Annotated in this window: 14 protein-coding genes and 1 tRNA gene; 7 read left to right on the forward strand and 8 right to left on the reverse strand. The window is 61.0% G+C overall.

Annotated features, from left to right (window positions below):
* The first annotated feature begins 601 nt into the window (after nucleotides 1-601).
* Nucleotides 602-2,107 carry a hypothetical protein gene (locus tag LAP85_26985; GenBank protein ID MBZ5500059.1) on the forward strand — a complete coding sequence of 502 codons (1,506 nt, stop codon included), beginning with the start codon at nucleotides 602-604 and terminating at the stop codon, nucleotides 2,105-2,107.
* Nucleotides 2,108-2,269: 162 nt separating this feature from the next.
* Here the strand turns inward: LAP85_26985 and LAP85_26990 are convergent, their stop codons facing one another.
* From LAP85_26990 to LAP85_27025, 8 genes are all read right to left on the reverse strand, one after another.
* Nucleotides 2,270-5,044, reverse strand: coding sequence for a hypothetical protein (locus LAP85_26990; protein MBZ5500060.1), 2,775 nt, complete (start codon nucleotides 5,042-5,044; stop codon nucleotides 2,270-2,272).
* A gap of 382 nt (nucleotides 5,045-5,426) precedes the next feature.
* Nucleotides 5,427-5,825: a type II toxin-antitoxin system VapC family toxin gene (locus LAP85_26995; protein ID MBZ5500061.1), complete on the reverse strand. Its 399-nt coding sequence runs from the start codon at nucleotides 5,823-5,825 to the stop codon at nucleotides 5,427-5,429.
* A complete protein-coding gene (locus tag LAP85_27000) occupies nucleotides 5,822-6,082 on the reverse strand; it encodes a type II toxin-antitoxin system Phd/YefM family antitoxin (protein MBZ5500062.1) in 261 nt (86 codons plus the stop codon). Before LAP85_27000 ends, LAP85_26995 begins: the two co-directional genes overlap by 4 nt.
* 31 nt (nucleotides 6,083-6,113) lie before the next feature.
* Nucleotides 6,114-6,455 carry a hypothetical protein gene (locus LAP85_27005; protein ID MBZ5500063.1) on the reverse strand — a complete coding sequence of 114 codons (342 nt, stop codon included), beginning with the start codon at nucleotides 6,453-6,455 and terminating at the stop codon, nucleotides 6,114-6,116.
* A gap of 293 nt (nucleotides 6,456-6,748) precedes the next feature.
* Nucleotides 6,749-6,825: transfer RNA gene (locus LAP85_27010), tRNA-Met, on the reverse strand.
* A gap of 360 nt (nucleotides 6,826-7,185) precedes the next feature.
* Nucleotides 7,186-10,614, reverse strand: coding sequence for a biopolymer transporter Tol (locus tag LAP85_27015; GenBank protein ID MBZ5500064.1), 3,429 nt, complete (start codon nucleotides 10,612-10,614; stop codon nucleotides 7,186-7,188).
* Nucleotides 10,615-10,723: 109 nt separating this feature from the next.
* On the reverse strand, nucleotides 10,724-11,599 hold the full coding sequence (locus tag LAP85_27020; GenBank protein ID MBZ5500065.1) for a hypothetical protein: 876 nt from the start codon (nucleotides 11,597-11,599) through the stop codon (nucleotides 10,724-10,726).
* A gap of 27 nt (nucleotides 11,600-11,626) precedes the next feature.
* The gene (locus LAP85_27025; GenBank protein MBZ5500066.1) at nucleotides 11,627-12,850 is read right to left on the reverse strand and encodes a DUF1343 domain-containing protein; all 1,224 of its coding nucleotides are present in this window, start codon (nucleotides 12,848-12,850) and stop codon (nucleotides 11,627-11,629) included.
* Nucleotides 12,851-13,308: 458 nt separating this feature from the next.
* Here LAP85_27025 and LAP85_27030 point away from each other — a divergent pair, with 458 nt between their 5' ends.
* The 6 genes from LAP85_27030 to LAP85_27055 all read left to right on the forward strand — a co-directional run bounded on the left by LAP85_27030 (nucleotide 13,309) and on the right by LAP85_27055 (nucleotide 20,543).
* A complete protein-coding gene (locus tag LAP85_27030; protein ID MBZ5500067.1) occupies nucleotides 13,309-14,703 on the forward strand; it encodes an FAD-binding protein in 1,395 nt (464 codons plus the stop codon).
* Between the two features lie 8 nt (nucleotides 14,704-14,711).
* The gene (locus LAP85_27035; protein MBZ5500068.1) at nucleotides 14,712-15,986 is read left to right on the forward strand and encodes an FAD-binding oxidoreductase; all 1,275 of its coding nucleotides are present in this window, start codon (nucleotides 14,712-14,714) and stop codon (nucleotides 15,984-15,986) included.
* A 1-nt stretch (nucleotide 15,987) separates the two neighbouring features.
* Nucleotides 15,988-17,304, forward strand: coding sequence for a 4Fe-4S dicluster domain-containing protein (locus LAP85_27040; GenBank protein MBZ5500069.1), 1,317 nt, complete (start codon nucleotides 15,988-15,990; stop codon nucleotides 17,302-17,304).
* A 70-nt stretch (nucleotides 17,305-17,374) separates the two neighbouring features.
* Nucleotides 17,375-18,562 (forward strand): N-acetylglucosamine-6-phosphate deacetylase, encoded by a 1,188-nt coding sequence (nagA, locus tag LAP85_27045; protein ID MBZ5500070.1) that lies wholly within the window; start codon nucleotides 17,375-17,377, stop codon nucleotides 18,560-18,562.
* 50 nt (nucleotides 18,563-18,612) lie between these two features.
* The gene (gene lysA / locus LAP85_27050) at nucleotides 18,613-19,863 is read left to right on the forward strand and encodes a diaminopimelate decarboxylase (protein ID MBZ5500071.1); all 1,251 of its coding nucleotides are present in this window, start codon (nucleotides 18,613-18,615) and stop codon (nucleotides 19,861-19,863) included.
* 341 nt (nucleotides 19,864-20,204) lie between these two features.
* Complete coding sequence (locus LAP85_27055; GenBank protein MBZ5500072.1) at nucleotides 20,205-20,543, forward strand: four helix bundle protein; 339 nt, start codon at nucleotides 20,205-20,207, stop codon at nucleotides 20,541-20,543.
* The last annotated feature ends 74 nt before the right edge of the window (nucleotides 20,544-20,617 follow it).

Genomic DNA, 20,617 nt, shown 5'->3' on the forward strand with positions numbered 1-20,617 from the left:
GTGTCATGTACAACGAAGAGATTCATATCCAATCGCTTCGAAATAAAGGGTCCGAGGTTTTGGACTTTATTGACAAGGCCGCATAGAGAATCATGAAATCAAAAATACTTGACAGACTACCTCAGATGTCTTCGGGCCTGGGCTCGGTCTTGAATGTATAAACTCCAGGCCCCGCCCTCACGGGCGGGGCTGCTCACTGCCGGCGCGTCGCGCCTTTCTGCTCTGTGTCGCGGGGCAAAAATCTTTGCCTCCGCGCAAAGGATTTATGGGGAAGTAGTACGAATGGGACGCGGCCAAGCGCATTCGCTCCCTTTGCAGCGGGGGCGAATGCGCTTGCTTTGTATATCTCTGTCCCATTCGTAGATACTGAACACGGAGGCGTGGTTCCGATCGGGAGTCGGGGTTGGAATTGGCTGGTCTGTGACCCCCCACACATCGGCGGAAATCATTATGCGATAGAAGTGCAGCAGGCAATTCCTGCGCACCGTGAGAAGGCAGCGGGAACGCTGTGCTCTTTTTCGGGCCGCAACGCTATTTGCAGGACAATGGGATGCTCCGGCTTGGCCCGCCTCCGGTGCGAGGGCATCGAGGAAGGTACATCATGAGAAAGCCTCCGTCGAAAAGACTGGAATTTGGACGGCTCCTTCCTGTTTTCTGCTGCCTGTATGCCTGCACGGCCCTGGCCCAGGTCCCGGTCTATACGGCCGGCAATCCGCCCCGTACGCCGGCCCTTGCGGAACTTCCGCTGCAAAGCAGTATCAGCAAGGACGGGATAACGTGGACTTTTGCCGCTCCCGCGCGCGTCGGCCAGTTTGTGAACGGCGATTATTATGTCGTGGGAGAGACCACCGTGATCGACATACAGCCCCTGCCCACGCGGACCAACGGGCGGCACGGGTCGATGCTGAATATTCAGCCCAACATCCAACGGAGCGGATTTGATGACCGTACCCAGTCGGGAAGGTATGATCCCGGTCTGCGCGTTTATCCTCCGATCACCCTGGCGCCGGGCAACAAACTGGTGTCATCCAGGAGTGTCAGCGGCGCCAACCTGCCCTGTGTGATGCGGCCCTTTGACACATCCGTGAGCCCGGTAGCCTCGATTTCCATCCTCACCAGCGTGGCCGTTCCCCAACCCCTGGACGCTTTTCGACCTTCCTATGCTCAGGGATCCACACGCATTTATTTGTCGCGAAATTTGGGGCGGCAACTTCTGCCCAGGCTTCCACCCGTCCAAAACCTGCCTCCCTTCTCCGAATTTGAGGGGTACCTGAAACGGCCATGGGTCGATTCTGTCTTTTTCAATTTTGATGTGCCTGCGGAATACATGGCGAGCTATGGGAGAGAGAACGCTTATCTCATGTCGTTCGCCGGTCTGCTTCTCACCCTGGATTTCAGCGCAGATCAGAAGGAGTCCCTCCTTGTCTACCTCGTTCAATATGGAATCGATTTGTATGGCCTGCTCGAGCAGGGACACACCGGCTGGCAGGCTCACGGGGGACACGGCAGTGGACGAAAATTTCCCATAGTCCTTGCCGGTGTGATGCTGGCTGAGGAGAAGATGAAATCCGCACACGCCAGTTTTGGGGAAGACATGCAGACCATTCGGGTCAGCGAAACGCTCCCTGTCGGTACCTACTCAAGATCCTGGCATACAAAGCCCGAGACAGTTGTTTATGGCGGTCATGTCGGGATCAACGGCGAGTCGGTAAATCCGGGCTGGGGACCCTATGAGCATTTGATGTCGGCTGCCTGGAAGAACACCCTCGGCGAGTCCTATCGCCGGTGCTGCACCAGCGTCAGCTGGGTTGGCGAAGCCCTCGCAGCCCGACTCATCCCGGGAATGAGGGAGGCGTGGAATCATCCCCAGTTCTTTGACTATGTGGACCGGTGGATGCTATCTCCTGATGATTCACTTGATCTTGCGACCATTCAGACTGCGACCGGCATGATCATCGATCCTGACTTCATGCAAGGCCAGGCCTGGAAAATCCTCAGCGGGGGAGGCTACTACAAGCCTCATCGCACTTTCGTTGACGAAATGTGGGTGGCATATAGAAACAGACCCACTCCTCCCGAGCCCCCCAAGAACCTCCGGATCCGCTAGCCTGGACTATTCCAGAATGTGCAACCAAAATGCGGTTTTGGACGCGGAAAAACGCTGACAAACGCCGACGGTTCGGCCTTGATCGGCGTGCAGGAGGATTTCCGGGACGGAGACTACGATCAGCGCACCGGCCAGTTCGGATTCTGTGATTGTGGCTGCGGGTTACCTTGCATATAGCGCCGAATTGAAGACGATCCTGAATGTCCCAAACGACTGAGCGCGCCACTGGGGGCGAAAGCCGATGAGGACGATGTGTCCTTTATCGAGCTCGACATCGAGAGCGGCGGCCTTGCCCTGCAGATGCTTCTCGCCGATCAGGATTCCCGAGAGCAGCGGGGTGCCCGTCTCCTGATATTTTGCCAGCACCTTGCCCTGGAAGCCCTCGAGCGTCTCGAAGACGGGGCTGCTGTCGGCGAACACGGCTGCTTTCTCCGGCATCCCGGCCATCACCGGATGGGTCGGATCCGTTGTCACCTCGACAATCGAGCCGCGCAGCAGGAACTCCTCCGGGCGCAATCCTTCCACGACATTTTTGACCGGCAGTTTGAACTGTTGAATGATGAAGCGAGAGGCCCGATTGAAGCAGACCACGGTGCCGCCGGCGCGGACGAACGCCTCGAATGCTTTCAGGTCCTCCTGCGTCACGGTGTAGGCGTATTCCGGGCGAACTGCCCGGGCGCCACCGCCCGCCCGGCCTCCGCTCGCCTGCCCTGCCGCAGCTCCTTGAGCTGCAGCGCCCGCCTGGCCGGCAACACCGGCTCGCCCCGCAGCCGCTCCCCGGGCGCCCTGGTCCGCTCCTGGGCCGGCACCGCGTCCGCCGCCACCCGCCACCGGTATCGCGGCATCGTCAGCCAGGATGATGACATCGGCCTTGTCCGCGAGCGGCGCATGAAAGTCTTCAGGATGCAAGGTCACAAACTCGAACCCGTACTGTTCGAGGAGCCAGCGTGTCCAGCCTTCGTCGACGCTGGAGCTCCAGGGCTGGAACAGGCCCACGCGCGGCTTCTTCAAGGCCGTGCCGCCCGGGGCCGTGCGTTCGGCAACGAGCGCCAGGGAATCGACCAGGTCAGACTGTGCCGGCTCGGAGAGGCCGCTGATAATGTAGCGCGCGCCGGTGCCCTGCGATCCTGCCACAAACTCTACGCGCGCCCCCTGTTTCCATGCCCGGTTGATGGCTCGATATGTGTTGTTCTGCGCAGGATCGACGGCAAGCGCCGGCCCGCTGCGTGACACCTTTCCCGGAGGGGGAACGATGGCCGCGGCTGCCGGATTCGAGTTGAAGCCGATGCCGGGCACGCTGTCGAACGGCGCCGCGTCGCCGGAAGCCGCGAGGTTGTATGGAGTCGGTTTCGCTCTTGGATCCGGCGTCGGACCCAGCAGTTTCATCTGCGCGCGCATCTCCGCCGCCAGCGGCTTCGAGACGGTTGCGATCTTGACGCCCATCTGAAGCGGCAGCGTCCAGCCGGCAGCGTCGTAGAGGCGCTCCGGTGGGCCGCCCGGATACTGGCGCAGATCCGGATACTTCTGAACATCGAGCACCTGGCGGGCCATGGCGGCAAACTCCTGGTCGGTCGGAACCACCCAGGTGCCGGCCGGATAGGTCTCGTTGTCCAACGTGACCGGCGCCGTGAGCTGCCACACGCGCACACCGTTGAAGGCGAGGCGCCGAAGCAGTTCGACAGCCGCCACCGGATCGCGCTGGTCCTGCGGCAGGAAGTAGGCAAACGGCGCGTCCTTCTTCCCCTTGGCAATCTGATCGCGGCCTGCCTGATAGCGATCGTAGAGCACCGATTCCCTGTACTTGGCGGCGAACTCGAGCAGCCCCAGCGAAGCTGATTCCATGTACGCGACGGCATCGCTCAGCCGCCACCAGCCGGCCGGCCATGGGCTGGAATAAAGGGTCTGCGGCCGGAGATCGCGGAAGTTCTGTGCGAGGTCGTTGATCGAGTATTCATGCGGCGTTGCCAGGCCATAGAGCGCCGTCTCGGTCCAGAACGTCGCGATATTCGTGAACATGGGCGCATAGTCGAGGTACCCGGCGTACCACGCATCCGTGAACGTGCCCGCGTGAATGGCGCCGACCTGCCCGTTTTCTTCCAGGCTTCTTGCCATCGCCATGCCGATCATGTTCACCTCTCGTGAAATGATGTAGGGCGCGTGAAGCCCGATGGGCTCGGAGAACGGCGGCAGCCAGATGCGCGCAGGAAACGGGGCCGTCTGGTGCTGCACATAGATGATCTGCGGCTCCCATTGATGCCAGGCGTGCTCCAGCACGCGCGACTCGATCATGTTGAGCATATACGCATCTCGGTTGTTGTCGTGGCCGACGTAGTCCTGATAAAGGCGGGGCAAATTTGACAGCTCGTAGGGGGTGCCGACATTCTTCATGTACCATTCAGCCACCATCTGCTGCCCGTCGGGGTTGCTGGATGGCCACAAAATGACGATGTCATTGTCGAGAATTTCCTTGATCCGCGGCTCGTCCGCGCGGCGGATCAGATCATAGGCGAGTTTCGGCGCCTGCTGCATGCCTGCCACCTCGGTCGCATGCAGGCCGCAATCGAGATTGACGAAAGCTCTACCCTCGCGCGCGAGTTTGCGCGCCTCTTCGTCGGTCAGGCCTTCAGGATGCGCCAGGCGCTGGGCTATTTCACGATAGCGGTCGACCTTCGCCAGGTTTTTCGGGTCCGAGATCAGCGCGAAATAGAAGGTGCGGCCCTGCGTGGTCTTGCCGGCTTCTACCAGCGTCAGATACTTGCTCGACGCAGCCAGCTTCTTGAAATAGTTGATCGATTGTTCGTAGGTTGCCAGTTTATAGTCGGCGCCCGGCTGGAATCCGAACACGGATTCGGGCGTCGGCACCGCGCTCTTGCCGATGAGCAGGACGGCCGGGCCCAGGAGAAGCAAAACAGGAATCAGTCTCGCCGTTTTTCGCACAATATTTGCTCTTTGAAAAAGCGTCATCCGCCTCGAGCGCGGTTGCGCGATAGCAGGACCCCGCCGGAAACGGGCTTCAGCCCGTCAATTCGCATCCGATGTTTCCGGAATCGAGGATCATTTCAACTCAAGCGATATTCCGGATTTTTTCGCGAGCTGTGATCATACACCAAAAGCCGGCAGGGCCGTGCTGCGAACTCCAGCAGTGTAGCGGTCCCGCAGACTTTCCTTGTTATCCGCATGAAAGACACATGCGTCTCTGGTTGGCAAACGTCGGGATCGGGATCGCAATCGCTATCGCGATCGCGATCGGCTTTTGCCAGCTAAGCGTTTCGATGGCGATACCGATTGCGATCCCGATTGCAGTTTGTTAATTGGCAGATCATGTCCTGTTGGCAAAAACCGAGATGGCGCGGGATGTGATCAGCCTTTCGTCTGCCGTAACCAGAGTCAATTCATGCACCGATGCCGTGGCCGCCAGAAAGCGGTCCGCCGGATCCGCGTGGGGAATGTTCATTTGGGTGCTCCGAATCGAGATCTCATGTGTCAGTGCGGCCTCGCGGAGGGGAACCCTTGCCAGGGCCTGACGGACCCAGGCCGCCGGATCATCGCCGAGGTCAATCCGGCCCTTGCTGTCGAGAATCAGCGACTCCCAGACGCTGATCGGCGAAATCCAAATTTCATTCTCGGAGGAATCGAGTTCGGCGATGACCTGTGGCGCAAGCCGAGAGGGATCGAGAAGAGACCAGAGCCATATGTGGGTGTCCAGCAGCAGTCTCATTCTTCGAGAGCCTCCCATTCAATCTCATCAACAGCTGGAGAAACAATATCGCCGGTGATCTTCGCCGTGCCCGCCATGCATCCGAGCCAGGAGGCTGCACGAGGCAGCGGTGAAGGGGGCACTACTTGCGCAATGGGCTCACCACGCCGCGTTACCAGCACAGGACAACCCGTGCGCTTCACCCGATCCAGAACGGCAAGGCATGTTGCCTTGAATTCCGAAATGCTGATGGTCTGGACGGCGTCATTCTGTTTCATGGGATAATCATACCATAGTCTTCAACCATGGTCAAATATGCCAGACATCGCATGAATTTTCTGAGTGCGCGATTAGTGAAAGTGGTAAATCGGGCGAATCGACAGCTCGCTTTTCAACACTCGGAAAGCTGCTTCGGATCGCCTCCTCTTTGTCTTGTCGTGCACTGGTTCGGCACAGAACATAGGTCTCTCCGCCGCCGCGGATCGGAACAAGTTTGACTTCCACCTCGGGCCGCTCCTGCTCCCATTCATCACTCAAGAGCTCCTGCTCGAAACTCTTCAGTTCGGATCGCGGCGTGCCCACCAGGTACTGCGCGTCACGACGGCGCAACGTCGCGAGATTCTCCTCACTGACCACACCGCGGTCGAACACCCAGATCCGCCGAGCTCGGCCATACTTGCCTTCCACTGCGCGGAGAGTTACACGAGAGACCAGTAGGAATGTTCTTTGCCATCTTTGTTTCGTTGGTGCGATCGTAGGAACATTGCGGACCGATACTCGCAAGAGTCTCAATTTGTAGTCGCGACCGAGTTGTTGACGGGTGTTGATGGAAGGCAGAAAATGCCAGATCGACGGCCCTGGACGGTGGTCAGCAAATAAACCAAGGGGCTTTTCAGCCCCTTGATTGGATTGGTGTTATGAATTGCTGTTGCGGTATGAATCCTTGGTTGCGGGGGACGGATTTGAACCGTCGACCTTTGGGTTATGAGCCCAACGAGCTACCAGGCTGCTCCACCCCGCGACACGGAGAGGATTATAGGGTCCTCCGCCGGTGGAGTCAAGCGATTGCTCCATGACCTCACGCCACGGGCGCAGGTGGTCGTTTTCCGTTGGCGCCATCTGAATTGTCCGCTCAATGAACGCCTACTCACCTCCCGGCTGATTCCACCCGAGAATGGGGAAAACGCCCGCTGGAGGCTCGCGGCCAGAAATCACCTGACCCGATCTCCGACCCGATGCGTCCGCTCCAATATGCATGAATAATCGGTAGAGGCTTTCCGCGCGGTTCGTGGTCCCTTACGTTTGAATTTCGTCTCGGACAGCACAAAGGGCGCGGATGGCTCCGCGCCCTTTGTTTAACAGCCCCGGCTGAACAGAATCGTTAGCCTGCTTTCTTCTTGCCGGCCGCGATGTCGGCCTTCAGAACTTCGACGGCCTTCTCGATTTGCGCGTCGCGGCCCTTGACGAAGTCATCCGGAGTATTGTCGATGTAGACGTCGGGTTTGACGCCGTAGTTTTCCATATTCTCGCCCGCCGCGGTCCATACTCCTGAGCCCGGCGTGCGGATGCTGGAGCCATCCGCCAAGGTAAACGAGCCGGTGCCGATCACGGCACCCATGGTGGGCACACCGAGGACCTTCCCCAGCTTCAGGTCTCTGAAGCCTGCCGGGAACATCTCGGCGTCGGAAGCCGACCGTTCGTTCTGCATCACCACCATCGGCCCATAGAAGGTTTCAAGCGGCCGAGGGACATCGAGACCGGCATCCCGGCCTCTCGTGTACTGGTACTTCTCGCCCACGAGGATCGAGAGCAGTTCCTGGTCGATGCCGCCACCACCGTTGAAGCGCTGGTCGATGATAAGCGCCTTCTTGTTGCGGTTCATGGCCAGATCAAGCGTGAACTGGCGCAGCGAAGCCGCATCCATGGCCCGGATATGCAGGTAGCCGATCTCGCCGTTGCTGAGCTTGTCGACCATGGCGCGGCGGTCTTCCACCCACTTCGCGTACTGGGCATTGCTGAGCGCACCGCTGTTCCAGGGTTCGACCGTCAGCTCCCACGCGCCATCCCTGCCCGGCTTGTTGTTGAGCAGGAAGTGAAACTTCCGGCCGGCCGCGAAGGTGAAGTACTGCCAGTAATTCTCAGCAGTCTTCAGCTCATGGTCGTCGACGGCGATGATGTAATCGCCCTTTTTTATTTTGACCCACTCATGGTCGACCGGTCCCCCCTTCCAGATATAGCCCACCCGGTAGTAGCCGGAAGGATCAGACACGAGCTCAAAGCCCGGGTAGCGGGTCTGAGCGACAGAGCGATCGGCAGAAGGCGGGCCACCGCTCACGCCGGTATGCGAAGCGTTCAGCTCGCCGATCATCTGCATCATCACGGTGTGCAGTTCTTCCTCGTCGACGATGTAGTCGAGAAGTGCGCCATAGGTGGCCTTGGCGGCGTTCCAGTCGGCGCCATGCATCTTCGCATCGTAGAAGCGGTTCTTCATGACCCGCCAGCCCTCTTCGAAGACCTCTTTGCGCAGTGCCTTGTGATCAAGTTCCGTGGTGATCGTGAAAGTCACCTGGCGCGCGGTCGCGCCGCCGGTGGTTGCGGCCGCCGGCGCGGCAGCTGCAGCGCCTCCCCGGCCACCGCCGCGACCGCCGGTAGCAGCCGCCGGCGCCGCCGCAGCTGCTCCGCCGCCGCCCCCTACGGATGCGGCGTAGATTCCACGGCCGGAGCGGAAGTAGAGCGTGCGGCCGTCACTCGTAAACGCCATGCCCCCGCCACCACCGCGTCCCCCGCCACCGCCGCGTCCCCCGCCAGCCGCCGTTGTGCTGGGCGCCGCGGGTGGAACGCGCGTGAGGCCGCTGCCGTCGGCGACGTTGATGGTGAAAATTCCGCTGGTAGATTCACCGGCCGCGCCGCCGCCGGGTGCACCGCCGCCGGTTGACGCTGATGTGAAGGCGATGATGCTCCCTGTCGGCGAAGGAGTGAGCCCGCCGAAGGTGTCACCCGTGACATTCAACCGGCGCGCGCGCTGGGCCAGACCATCCCAATCGATCCTGACCTCGACCGGTTGCTGTTGCGCTGCGCCGCCTCCGCGGGCGCCGCCTCTTCCCCCGGTCGCCTCGGCAGACACGGCCTGCGCTTCATTGTCGATGTCGCGGTTCAGCGGATCGCGGTCCTGTGCTCGCAGCGGCAACACCATCATCTGCATCTGGTTCTGCGCGCGCCCGCCGGTCGACGCCACGCCGCCGCCGGTGCCGGACGAAGTGGTGTAGACGATGAACCTGCCGTCCGCGGTCCACACCGCACTTCCTTCGCTGAAGGCGAGGCTGTCCGTGGTAATGTGACGCTCTTCACCGCCCGTTACCGGCGCGATATAGACGTGATTGCGCATCGTCGCGTCCTGTTTCACAAACGTGACCCACTTGCCATCGGGAGAAAATGCCGGCGACCGGGGCGCAGAAATGGTGCTCGACGTCAGCACGACGGTTTTCCCGTCCGCAACCGTGTAGTAATACAGTTTCTTGTCGGTCGAACCGAAAATCAGCGCCTTGGAATCCGGCGACCACAGGATCGGGCCCTTGTCGGTGTCCAGGTCGGTGATCTTTTTCAGGTTCTTCCCCTCCTCGTCGGTCAGGTAAATCTCCTGACGACCCGAGCGGTCTGAGATAAATGAGATGTACTTGCCGTCGGGCGACCACTGAGGCGACTCGTTGCGGGACGCACCTTTGTCGTTCGCAATGAGCGTGATGTCGCCGCGGTCGGTCGCGATCGTGAAGATCTGGTTCTGCGCCGAAATCACGGCGCGCCTGCCGGAGGGCGAGAGGTCGAAGCTGTCGGCCTCGTTGTTGATTGCCACAACATCGAACTCGTTTTCTTTTTCGTCGGTTACGATGTCGATTTTGACTTCGGCGGTTTTGCCCGAAGCGACATCCAGCTTCCAGATCCCGAAATTCTCTTCGTAGACGATGACCTTGCCATCGCTCGACATCGAGGGGAAGAAGACATTGCCGTCCGTGTGCCTGGTCACCTGGACCGGTTGCGTGCCGCCCTTGGCGGAAATCTTGTAGATGTTGTTCAAGCTCTTTCGCACTTCGGGGGTGCCAGGCTTGATGGTCCTGTCGTTAGGCAGAGGATCCGCGATGAAATAAACTTCATCCTTCGGACCCCACATCGGCCAGTAGCGATTGTAGTTCTCGCCGGCAAGGATCTGCCGGTAAGTTTTCGCTGCGAGGTCGGCCACCCAGATGTCGGCCGCATAGCTGCCGCGGTAGTGCTTGCGCGACCACACAGCCGGGTGCCGGTTGAAGAGAAACTGCTTGCCGTCAGGCGAAAAACTGCCCCACCAGCCCCAGTCCACCGGGAGCGGGGCCTCCTGGCCGCCCTCGACCGAGATCTGGTAGAGGGTCGCGGTGCCGGGGAAAGCACCGTCACCGTGCGAAGCGCGGAAAATAATGTTCTTTGAGTCCGGCGTCCAACTGACGACTTCATCGTTGCCTGTGTGATAAGTCAGCCGGCGCGGCGTGCCGCCTGTCGCCGGCACGACGAATACGTCGTTGTTGCCATACCGATTGGATGAGAACGCAATCCAGCGGCCGTCCGGTGAGAACCTGGGGTTCACCTCGCGAGCTGTATTGATGGTGATTCGCTGCGGGTTCGATCCGTCTTCATTCACCACCCAGATGTCGCCCAGGTAGCTGAAGGTGATCTTCCCGGCGTGGTAGTCCGGGGTTCGAGCCAACCGGATCGGCGCTGCGCTCGCGACGGCCGAGACGAGCAACAGCGCCAGTACTGCACACAGAGACGCCTTTCTTATCATCTTCATCTCCTCATTTGATGGTAGTAAGCAAAGCGCAGACACCAGCACATACGTGCTGATCAAAATCTCCATTCATCCACGGTCCGGAACCGTTCGATCCTCGGGGCTCCTACTTGCCTCTCGTTTCCAGGAAATAGAAGGCGCGCAGATGCCCCTCCTCCTCGGCAACCCAGAAGTCCGTAGCCGCATAACCTTTTTTGAAGTAATGCCGGAACACCTGCCTCATTTTTCCCTGCCACTCCAGGGCCACGCCCAGATTCCGGGCTTTGATATCGGGGAGGTTGTAGGGCACCTCAAAAAGCAACTCGACCGCATCGAGGTTCAGCTTGAGCGGCGATGATGTCGTCATGCCCGGCGCCAACTCTTCCAGGTGGTTGACCAACGGGAATTTTTTCAGTTCTTTGCGCAGGTCCCGACGCGGCGGACCCTGATCCAGACGCTCTTCGACGGACGGGCTCTTCAGATCCCAGCGAGCCATGAAGCGGTCGGTCGGAAGGCCCCGGTGCAACGAGTTGCTGCTCTCCCCGTAGAAGTTCTCGTGGTATGCAGCCGACCAGACGCCAAGCTTTCCCAGATTGAAGTAAGCGTTCAAGGGGTGCATCGGATCGAAAGTCCACGTGATCGTGTTCAGCTTGCGCCGCAGGGTCTCCTTGCGCTGTGCCAGCTTCAACCGGTAGCCCACGTCGAAGTTGCGGTAGGCAGCCCGCACGGCCAGCATGTGGGAATGCTGCAACACTTCTCCGTGGTCGGTCCCGAGGATGCTCCAGCAGAAACCGATCATCTCGCCGAGGCTGTTGTATGCGCCCAGCGAAATCCCGCCCTGCCGTTCCGCTGCCAACAGAACCATGAGCGGCACCACATCGATGTCTTCGATATGCCAAACCTCGCGCTGGATATCCATGCAAGCGTCGTAATCAGCGAGGTTGCGAAACGGCCCGATCGTAATCTTGATTTCGCCTCTCTTCTTGCGTTTGCCTGGAGTCATAGCTCTAGTTCTCCCCTCCGGATCGTGTTACCGCTGGTAGATCAACGCCTTCTGTCGCCTGGCAAGAAAGTCACGCATCCTGGCGGTGGCCGCGCGCAGAACGCTTGCGGGCGGCTCGCCATTTTTCAGTGCATTCAGCGCCCGCGCATTCCCCAGCAGGCGGACGGTTTTATCAATCTCGAATTTGTCCGGGTAGAGCTTCCGCAGGCTGGAGATCAGTGTCAGGCCTGCCAGCACGGATTGGAACTGGCCGCGATTGGTGAGCATCAGATTGACGCCGCCGCACTGCTGCGACCGGTTGGTGCTGGCGGTGGGCGTGAAAAAAATCGGCACGAATTCGATTCCGGGTAGGTGCGCGGCCTGCAGCGCTGCGGCCAGGCGGCGCGGTTCGATCCACGGCGCGCCGATCACTTCAAACGGCTTGTCCGTGCCTCTGCCTACCGAGACGTTCGTCCCCTCCAGCAAGCACACGCCCGGATACAGGATGGCTTCCAGCAGACTGCGCATGTTCGGCGAAGGGTTCACCCAGAGCTGGCCGGTTTCGTCGAAATAAAAGCCCCGCCGCCACCCCTCCATCTTAATAACGTGCAGCTCAGCACCGATTCTGTTCTCCGCGTTGAAAAATCGTGCCAGCTCACCCAGGGTCATCCCATGGCGCACCGGCAGGGGCATGTAACCGACGAAGGAAGTCTTGTCGGCATCAAGCATCGGCCCTTCCACGCTCAAGCCTCCAAGCGGGTTCGGCCGATCCAAGACGTAAAACGGGATCCTGGCCCGTGCTGCTTCCTCCATGCAGTACGCCATGGTCGTCGAGTAAGTATAAAACCTGGCACCGACGTCCTGAATGTCGTAGACCAGCGCATCGAGGCCGCGCAGCATTTCCGGGCGCGGACGCAACGTGGCACCGTACAGGCTGTAAATCGGGAGGCCGGTCGCCTCATCCACCGTGGATGCGACCCCTTCGTCCATCACTCCGCGGATTCCGTGCTCGGGGCTGAAGAGCGCCACAAGCTTGCAGTTCCCGGACTTGAAGAGCAGATCGATGGTCGAAGTGCCGTCCGCAGCCAGACCGGTGTGGTTGGTGACCAGTCCGAGACGCTTGCCGGCCAACGGGGCGAAGCTTTGCCGCCGCAACACGTCTATGCCGTTGAGCACTTTGGGCGGCTGGTCTCCCCAGACCGCAGCCCCGGGCACCGGCCAATACTCTGCGATCAGCAGGCAAGCAAAAAGCTTGAAAATCTGTGACTTCATGCTCTTCCGCCCCTGGTAAGCCGCGATTATACATCACCTAAACAAAAAACATCAGCGCAGAGAGCACGGTATCGCCGCATCCAGTAGCCCTCAATGCCTTCTCTCTGCGCAGGGAAGCACCCAGGCGTTCAAAAACAAGTGGGTGCCAGGGCCCACAGGCTAATCTGAGCTATTCATGAAGTTGGATGGCAGGCAGAGAAAAAACCGGGAAATTGGCCGCCGATGGACACGGGCAGGAGCTCCTGCACGCCGACGATATCAAGACTGTCGGCGTCCTTCAGCGTCTTTCCGCGTCCAGAGATCTATGCCGGGCAGCCGTCCGGCGTCCTCCGAGGAGGAGTATTCCGACTGTCGCGACACTGCGAGTAACTGAAAATATAGTAGTAGTGTTATAATCGGCGCGTTCAATTTCAAGCTCTATCCGAACAGGCAGTATCCGCATGACGCAGGGGCCTCTTTTGAAGCAGGAAATACTCGACGAACTGCGCGGGATTGTTGGGTCCGCGTATGTACTGTCGGAGCCCGAGGAGTTGCTCGCATACGAATGCGACGGGTTCGCCCTGCATCGCCACCCCCCCGATGCTGTGCTTCTTCCTGCCAGCAGCGAGGAAGTCGCGCGGATTATTGGGGTAGCACGCAAGCACGGCATACCCTTCGTCCCCCGCGGCGCCGGCACCGGATTGAGCGGAGGCGCCCTGCCCCGGTTCGGAGGAATGGTCCTGTCACTCACGCGGATGAAGAGCATCCGCGAACTCGATTTCGAAAACCGCCAGGCGGTTGTGCAACCTGGCGTGATCAACCTCAACTTGTCTCAGGCAGCCTCGCCTTCGGGTTACTACTTTGCGCCGGACCCCTCGAGCCAGATGGTCAGCAGCATCGGGGGAAACCTGGCGGAAAACGCCGGCGGCCCCCACTGCCTCAAGTACGGCACGACCACCAACCATGTCGCCGCCCTGCAGGTAGTCCTTCCTTCGGGAGAAACCGTCGAGCTTGGCAGCCGTGCCGCGGACTGTCCCGGATATGATCTGGTCGGGGTGTTCACCGGTTCCGAGGGGACGCTGGGAGTGGCGACGCGTGCCGTCCTCAAGCTCAGCCGGCTGCCGCAATCGGCGAAAACGTTGCTGGCAGCCTTCGAGTCTTTGAAGGACGCATGTGATGCGGTCTCGGTCATCATCGCACGGGGCATCGTACCTGCCGCCCTTGAGACGATGGACCGTCGCATGATCCGCGCGGTCGAGGCCGCCACACATGCGGGTTTGCCGGTCGGAGCCGGCGCCGTGCTGATCATCGAGCTCGATGGGCTCGCCTCTGCGCTGCAGGTCCAGGCCGACCAGGTGGCGGAGATCTGCCTGCACCACGGCTGCCAGGAGCTTCGCGTTGCGAAGAGTGAAGAGGAACGCCAGGGGTTGTGGAAAGGGCGCAAGGAGGCGTTCGGCACCGTGGGCCGCATGACGCGCGATTTGTACCTGCACGACGCTGTCGTCCCCCGCAATCGCCTGAGCGAGGTCGTCACTCGCATTTACGAGTGCGCCGACCGGGCGGGAGTCCCGCTCGCCAGCCTCGCCCATGCGGGCGACGGCAACCTTCATCCCATCCTCCTTTTCGACCGCAAGAAGGAGGGGGAGGAAGTACGCATCCTGGATCTGGTGCGCGAGATGCTCCGGATCTGTGTTGATGCCGGGGGAACGCTGAGCGGCGAGCACGGCATCGGCAGCGAGAAGAACGAGTACATGGACATGCTTTTTTCGGCGGCGGATCTGGAAGCGATGAGGCGCGTGCGCTTGGCATTCGACCCTGATGAGCTCTGCAATCCGGGCAAGATCCTTCCCTCCCGATTCAGCCGCTATCACTGAGCATTAAGGTGGCCAGAAGCATTTTGCACATCGACGGCATTCCGATTGAGCGTGAGGCGACGCCCGAGTCCGTGGAAGAGCTGGCTCATGTCGTGAGGGAAGCGTGCGACGACGGCCTGTCGATGGTGGCCGTGGGGGGCGGCACCAGACTCCACCTGGGCAATCCTCCGCACTCGGCCCGGCTGGCGCTGCACACGGGGCGGCTGCGCGGAGTGGTCGAATACGAGCCCGACAACATGACGGTTTCCGTGCGTGCCGGCACTCCCCTGCAGGAACTCCAGGATTCCCTCTCCTCCAGGAAACAGTTTCTTCCTCTCGACCCGCCCCATTCGGAACGGGCCACGCTCGGCGGTCTGGTTGCCACCAACGCCAGCGGCCCAATCCGCTTCCGCTACGGCACGGTGCGCGACATGCTCATCGGAATCAGAGTCGTGCACGCCGACGGCACCCAGACCCGGGCGGGGGGGAAGCTGGTCAAGAATGTGACCGGTTATGACATGTGCAAGCTCTACACCGGATCCCTGGGAACCCTCGGCATCATCAGCGAGCTCACCTTCAAGGTACAGCCCAAATCCGAGGCCGTTGCTACCGCCGTGCTGGCCTATCCCTCACTGCACGCCGCGCTCGAAGCCACGCAGTCTTTTCTCCGCGCCGATCTGATGCCGGACGCCATCGAAGCCCTGAATTGCCCGGCTTTCGAAGCCCTGACGGGCGACCGGGATGTCGCTCCCTGGATTCTCCTGCTCCGGTTCGGTGATGCCGACGCGGCAGTCCGCTGGCAGCTTGACTGCCTCCGCGCGATCGCGCCCGCCGGAGGAGGAGAAGTGTTGAACGCCCTCGGCACGCAGGAATCCGAAGAGTTATGGCGCCGGGCAGCATCGGCGCGCGAGAGACAAGGCAACGGCAAGGAACTGCTGCTGAAATGCTCGGTGCTCTATCAGTCCACGGTTGCAGCCGGGCGCCGCATGGTGGAAATAGGGCTGCGCCTGCAGGCGCGCACCTTACTTTTCTGTCATGCTGGGACCTCCATCATATATGGCCTTTATGAGTGGCCCGACGAAGGTTGCGACGCGGGCGACCTGGTTCGCGAAATCGCCGACCTGCGGCGGCAATGCACGGCAGCCGGCGGGCACCTCGTCGTGGAAAAGGCTCAGCCCGAGGTGAAGCAGCGCCTCGATGTCTGGGGATATGAGGCTCCGGCACTCGACGTGATGCGCCGCATCAAACTGCAATTCGATCCCAAAGGGTTGCTCAATCCGGGCAGATTTGTGGGAGGGATCTAGCATGGCCGCCCAGGCGCCGGCGCAGAGTGAAACACGCGAGACCGCCCATCTGGACTGCATCCACTGCGGCATCTGCCTGTCGGCTTGCCCCACGTATCTCCAGCTCGGCGGCGAAGCCGACTCACCGCGCGGCCGCATCTACCTGATCAATGCCATGCAGGAAGGGCGCATTGGCGCCGCCGGCCCGAGATTTCAGCAACACATGCTGCTGTGCCTGGAGTGCCGCGCCTGCGAAACCGCCTGCCCATCCGGCGTGCGCTTTTCAGCGATGATGAACGAAGCCCGCGCGCAGATCGGGAAAAGCCGGAGGCTGTCGGCGGGTGCAGCTTTCGTGCGGTATCTCGTCTTGCGGAAGATTTTCCTCAGCCGGCGCCTCATGCACTTCAGTTTTCGCATGCTGAGATTCTATCAGCGCAGCGGCATCCGGAGATTGCTGCGGGCATCGAGAATATTAAGGCTCTTCCCCGGCCACCTCATTCAAATGGAGGCTCTGCTGCCCGAGATTCCTAAGTCGCCACGATACCCTTGGTCGGAAGGCATTGTACGCACCGGCCGGAAACGGGTGTTGCTTTTCGAGGGCTGCATCATGCCGGAACTTTTCGGCCCGGTCCATGAAGCCACCGTGCGCGTTCTGCAACACCACGGCTTCTCGGTTGCGCTGCCCGCGCGCCAGGCATGCTGCGGAGCAGTGCATCTCCACGAAGGGGATCCGGAGACGGCGCGTCAACTGGCGCGCAAGAACATTGCCGCTTTCGAAAAGGAAGAGGCCGCGGCTATCATCGTGAATGCCGCCGGATGCGGAGCCATGCTCAAGGAGTACGACGAACTGCTGGCCGCCGATCCGGCATATGCCGGGCGCGCGCGGGCCTTCAGCCGGCGGGTGCGCGACATCAGCGAGTTTCTCGATGCCATCGGCATCAACAGGAACATGGAGCGACTGGATCTGAAAGTCACTTATGACGACCCATGCCACCTGCTTCACGCCCAGGGAATCAAGGCGGCACCGCGCAACCTGCTCCGGAGCATTCCCGGTCTCGAGCTTGTGGAACTGCGCGACGCCGACCGCTGCTGCGGCAGCGCCGGGATCTACAACATCACCCACCCCGAAATGTCGTCACGCATCCTGGACGAAAAAATCGCCAATATCATTCGCAGCGGAGCGCAGGTCGTCGCCAGCGGCAACCCGGGATGCCTGCTGCAAATCCAGGCCGGCCTGCGTGCGAAAAACCTGCCGACCCGTGTAGCGCACCCGATTGAATTGATCGATCAGGCATATCGACCAAGAACCACGAAATTCACGAAACCTGCGAAGACATGAGAGGCGCACGGAAACCACTGCTTTCGGATGCAACCTCGACCCTGCAGGACTTCACGGGAGGAAACCGACATTGACGCCAGCCCAAAACGATGAAGAGCGCTGGGTTCTGTGCGATACGTTGTTCACTCCCTACCAGCGGCGGCCTGACTGCGTGCTTCATGTCGCACAAGGCAGGATTCGCCGGATGCTGCCGGCGGCCGAGATGGGACCCATCCCCCAGGAAAAGCTGATTCACCTGCCGGATGCCATCGTCGCTCCGGGATTCATCGACTTGCACGTCCACGGAGCTTCCGGACACGACCTCATGAACGGCTCCGCGACCTCACTCCAGGGCACGTCGCGTGCCCTGGCTCGCTACGGCACGACTGCATTTCTTGCCACCACCATGAGCGCGCCGGATGCCGACCTGGAGACCGCCATCCGCAGCCTGGCAACGCACCGCCATGCCGCGACAGACGGAGCCACCCCGATCGGGATTCACATGGAGGGGCCCTATCTGAATCCGGTGCGCAGAGGCACTCACCAGGCCGGCTGCTTGAGAAAAGCCGAGTTGGAAAGCTTCCTCCGTTTCGTCGAGCTGTCCGGAAACACGATCCGCAGACTGACCATCGCACCAGAGATGGATCCCGGTCTCGAGCTGATCCGTCAGGCTTGCTCCCTCGGCATCCAGGTCTCACTCGGCCACTCGGACGCCACGGAGGAACAGGCACGGGCGGCTGTGGACGCGGGCGCGCTGCAGACGACTCATACTTTCAATGCCATGAGGCCGCTGCACCAGAGAGATCCCGGGATCCTGGGCGTCGCCCTCACCGATGACCGGGTCTTCGCCGAAGTCATCGCCGACGGCATCCACGTCCACATTACGGCGCTCAATCTGCTGTTGCGGGTGAAGGGGGTCGAGCGGACTCCGCTCGTGACCGACGGCTCGAGCGCGGCCGGCATGCCCGATGGAAGCTACCCTCTGGGTGACAAGCTCATCGTGGTCGAACATGGCGAGTGCCGCGACAGCGAGGGCCGCCTGGCCGGGAGTACACTTACGCTCGACCGCGCGGTCCGCAACCTGGTCGAATGGCTGGATGTTCCGCTTCACGAAGCGCTCACGGCGGCCAGCGCCACGCCGGCCCGCTGCATGCTGATGGGAGACAGAAAAGGGATCATATCTCCGGGTGCAGATGCCGACCTGGTATTCCTCGACCGCGACTTGCGGGTGCTGCAGACCATGGTCGCCGGCCGTATTGTTTATGCCCGAAAGGATTGACCGGCGTCGTCACCCGCCATAGAATTTGCCTTCTGCGAAAGGGGCCATCGGTGCAGCCCTTCGACTACAGAGGTGGGGAGCTGTATTGCGAAAACGTTCCCGTGGCGGCGATCGCGCGGAAGATCGGGACCCCTTTCTATCTGTACAGCCAGTCGGCCCTCGCACAGCAGTTCCGGGCTTTCGACGACGCCTTCGCCTCGCTGCCTCACCTGACCTGCTATGCGGTGAAGGCAAACTCCAATCTTGCTATCCTCTCGCTCTTTCGTATTTTGGGTGCCGGATTCGATGTCGTCTCCAAGGGCGAGTTGATGCGCGCGATCGCAGCAGGGGCGGATCCGAAGAAGATCGTTTTTTCCGGGGTCGGCAAAACCGAGAACGAGATCGACCTCGGGTTGCGGCGCGGCATCCTGCAGTTCAATGTGGAATCCGCCGCCGAATTCGGGATGCTGGAGGCGCGGGCGCGGGCGTTGGGAAAGGTCTGCAATATTGCGCTGCGTGTGAATCCGGATGTGGACGCAGGCACTCACCCTTACATCGCCACCGGTTCGCGCCGTCACAAGTTCGGCATCTCCGCCGGCGATACGCTCGAAATCTGTCGCCGCGCGCGCCGGTCCAGACATGTCCGGGTTACGGGCATCGCTTGCCATATCGGCTCGCAAATTACCTCGATGGAGCCGTTCCTGAAGGCGTTGCGGCAGCTGAGGGAGATCTTCCTCAATTTGCGCGCGCAGGGCGTCGACGTGCGGCACATGGATCTCGGCGGCGGCCTCGGGATTGAGTACAACGATGAAAAGCCCCCTTGCCCCGGAGAGTACGCACGGGCGGTCCTCTCAGCCCTCCGGGGCGTCGATTGCACCCTCATCCTCGAGCCCGGTCGAGTCATCGTCGGCAATGCGGGCATTCTGGTCACGAGCGTGGTTCTCACCAAGCGAACAGGAGAAAAGAACTTCATCGTCGTCGACGCCGGCATGAGCGACTTGTTGCGGCCCAGCCTGTACGGGTCCTATCACGGCATCCAGGCGGTGGCACGCCACCGGCGCGGCCGATGCAAAGCCGATGTGGTCGGGCCGATCTGCGAGTCGGGAGATTTTCTTGCGCGCGATCGGGAAATGCCGATCGTGAAGGCGAAGGAGCTGCTCGCGATCATGAGTGCAGGCGCCTACGGGTTTGTGCTCTCCTCGAACTACAATACGCGCGCCCGGCCGGCGGAGGTCCTGGTACGCGGGCGCCGTGTCAAAACCATCAGAAAGCGCGAGCGTTTTGAAGATCTGATCCGCGGAGAATCCGCTCGGCCCATGTAAGCGACCACGCCTGGAAGGCGTGGATCTAGCTTGCCCCGCAAAGCGGGGCGAGCCACATATCAGAAGGCCCCGTTGGGGCCGTTCAGGTGTAATTCATCGCATCCCCACCCAATCGTCTTCTCATCAGTTGCACGCACCTTCCCCGAGCCCCGCACGGGCGACCGCAGCACCTTCCCCCAGCCCAGCAGACGCGACCGCAGCACCTTCACCGAGCCCCGCAGACGCGACCGCAGCCAGCAGCCCAGGGCGCAAGCCCATAGGCGTTAACTTAACTACCCGCCTCTGCGTGGACGTGGACTTGGACCTCGATTTGGACCTGGACTTCGACTATCTTGTGGGGCGTGAACTTTCGCAAACTCGATGTTTATCAAGCCGCAGTCCACTTCTTGCCACTTGCAGCCGGAATTGCCGACAGTCTGCCGCCACGATACGCGGCTATGTCCGACCAGCTTCGCCGTGCATCCCTTTCCATTCCGCTGAATATCGCCGAGGGATCAGGAAAGAGCAGTGGCCCGGACCAGCGCCGCTTCTATACCATGGCCCGGGGCAGTGCCATGGAATGTGCTGCAATCATCGATGCATGCCGCGCTTTAGCGCTCATCGAACAGCCGCAAGGTCAGGAAGCGGACGAACTCCTTCTCTCCGCCGTTAGGATGCTCTCGAAAATGTGCCGAGCATGAGAACATCCGGGGCGAGGTCCAAGTCCACGTCCAAGTCTAGGTCCACGTCCAGGTCCGTCAGCGAGTGTTACCTT

The organism is Terriglobia bacterium, assembly GCA_020072565.1.
In the GTDB taxonomy this organism is placed as follows: Bacteria; Acidobacteriota; UBA6911; order UBA6911; family UBA6911; genus JAFNAG01.

Bases quoted from the DNA above. Each gene is read 5' to 3' on its own strand.
- LAP85_27015 (MBZ5500064.1), bottom strand. From the start codon at position 10,614: ATGATAAGAAAGGCGTCTCTGTGTGCAGTACTGGCGCTGTTGCTCGTC.
- LAP85_27025 (MBZ5500066.1), bottom strand. From the start codon at position 12,850: ATGAAGTCACAGATTTTCAAGCTTTTTGCTTGCCTGCTGATCGCAGAG.
- LAP85_27040 (MBZ5500069.1), top strand. From the start codon at position 15,988: ATGGCCGCCCAGGCGCCGGCGCAGAGTGAAACACGCGAGACCGCCCAT.
- LAP85_26985 (MBZ5500059.1), top strand. From the start codon at position 602: ATGAGAAAGCCTCCGTCGAAAAGACTGGAATTTGGACGGCTCCTTCCT.
- LAP85_27020 (MBZ5500065.1), bottom strand. From the start codon at position 11,599: ATGACTCCAGGCAAACGCAAGAAGAGAGGCGAAATCAAGATTACGATC.
- LAP85_27000 (MBZ5500062.1), bottom strand. From the start codon at position 6,082: ATGAAACAGAATGACGCCGTCCAGACCATCAGCATTTCGGAATTCAAG.
- LAP85_26995 (MBZ5500061.1), bottom strand. From the start codon at position 5,825: ATGAGACTGCTGCTGGACACCCACATATGGCTCTGGTCTCTTCTCGAT.